This is a genomic window from Kitasatospora cystarginea (assembly GCF_039533515.1).
In the GTDB taxonomy this organism is placed as follows: domain Bacteria; phylum Actinomycetota; class Actinomycetes; order Streptomycetales; family Streptomycetaceae; genus Kitasatospora; species Kitasatospora cystarginea.
On sequence record NZ_BAAATR010000185.1, the window covers coordinates 1 to 969 of the forward strand.

Annotated in this window: 1 protein-coding gene and 1 pseudogene; both read left to right on the forward strand. The window is 71.3% G+C overall.

The window, feature by feature from the left end; genetic code table 11:
* A pseudogene (locus ABD369_RS40730) lies at window positions 1-110 on the forward strand (roadblock/LC7 domain-containing protein); the annotation flags it as partial.
* Between the two features lie 363 nt (window positions 111-473).
* Complete coding sequence (locus tag ABD369_RS40735; RefSeq protein ID WP_344641680.1) at window positions 474-920, forward strand: DUF742 domain-containing protein; 447 nt, start codon at window positions 474-476, stop codon at window positions 918-920.
* The last annotated feature ends 49 nt before the right edge of the window (window positions 921-969 follow it).

A 969-nucleotide genomic window follows, 5' to 3' on the forward strand; every position in this document is an offset into this window, starting at 1 on the left:
ACTCCGACATCGGTCTGGTCGGCTACGAGATGGCCCTCCTCGTCGACCGTGCCGGGGCCGTCCTCACCCCCGCACTCCGCGCGGAACTCCAGGGCAGCCTGCTGCACTGAGCCACCGCACCCAGAGCCGGGCCCGGTCGGGCCGAGCCCGGCGCCCACCCAGAGCTGGTCCCGGAATTCGGTAGCGCAAGGAGGAGTCTTGACTTCCTCCCAGCCCCCAAGGAGGCAGGGAGTCCGCCGGTCATCCGGCGGGCCCTCCCGCCTCCGCGCCGACCGACTCCGGGACGAACCCAAGCCGAGCTCTCGCACCAGCTCCGCAGGTCTTTCCCGACGCCGTCCAGGCGCCGGGACCAGCCGCCACCCGGTGGCGGCTGAAAGTCCACAGCACACCACTGAATGCGCAGCGTCATCCGGTGCATTCGCGGCCCGCTCCCAACGGTACGAGCCGCACTCGGCCCTAGCTAGGAGACGAACATGACCCCGCCCCCGACACCCGGCTCATACGGCAACGGGTACGGCAGTGGCTACGGCGGCCAGCAGGCCGGCGGCTACGGTGGCCAGCAGTCCGACGGCTACGAGCAGCAGCCGCTGGTCCGTCCGTACGCGATGACCGGTGGCCGTACCCGGCCCAGGTACCAGCTGGCGATCGAGGCGCTGATCTCGAGCACCGGCGGCCCCGAGCGCACGGCCGGCATGCTGCCGGAGCACCAGCGGATCGTGGCACTGTGCCGGGACGTCAAGTCGGTGGCGGAGATCTCGGCGCTCGCCGGGGTTCCGCTCGGGGTCGCCCGCATTCTCGTCGCGGACCTGGCCGAGGCCGGTCTTGTCGCCATCCACCAGCCCGCTGCTGCGGGCGAGTCGGGCGGTACGCCTGACGTCACGCTGCTCGAAAGGGTCCTCAGTGGACTTCGCAAGCTCTAACGCGGCCGCTCCCAGCCGCGCCACCACCTCCGCGAAGATCGTCGTCGCA

Excerpts from the sequence above, each read along its gene's own strand:
- ABD369_RS40735 (WP_344641680.1), top strand. The coding sequence starts at position 474 with ATGACCCCGCCCCCGACACCCGGCTCATACGGCAACGGGTACGGCAGT.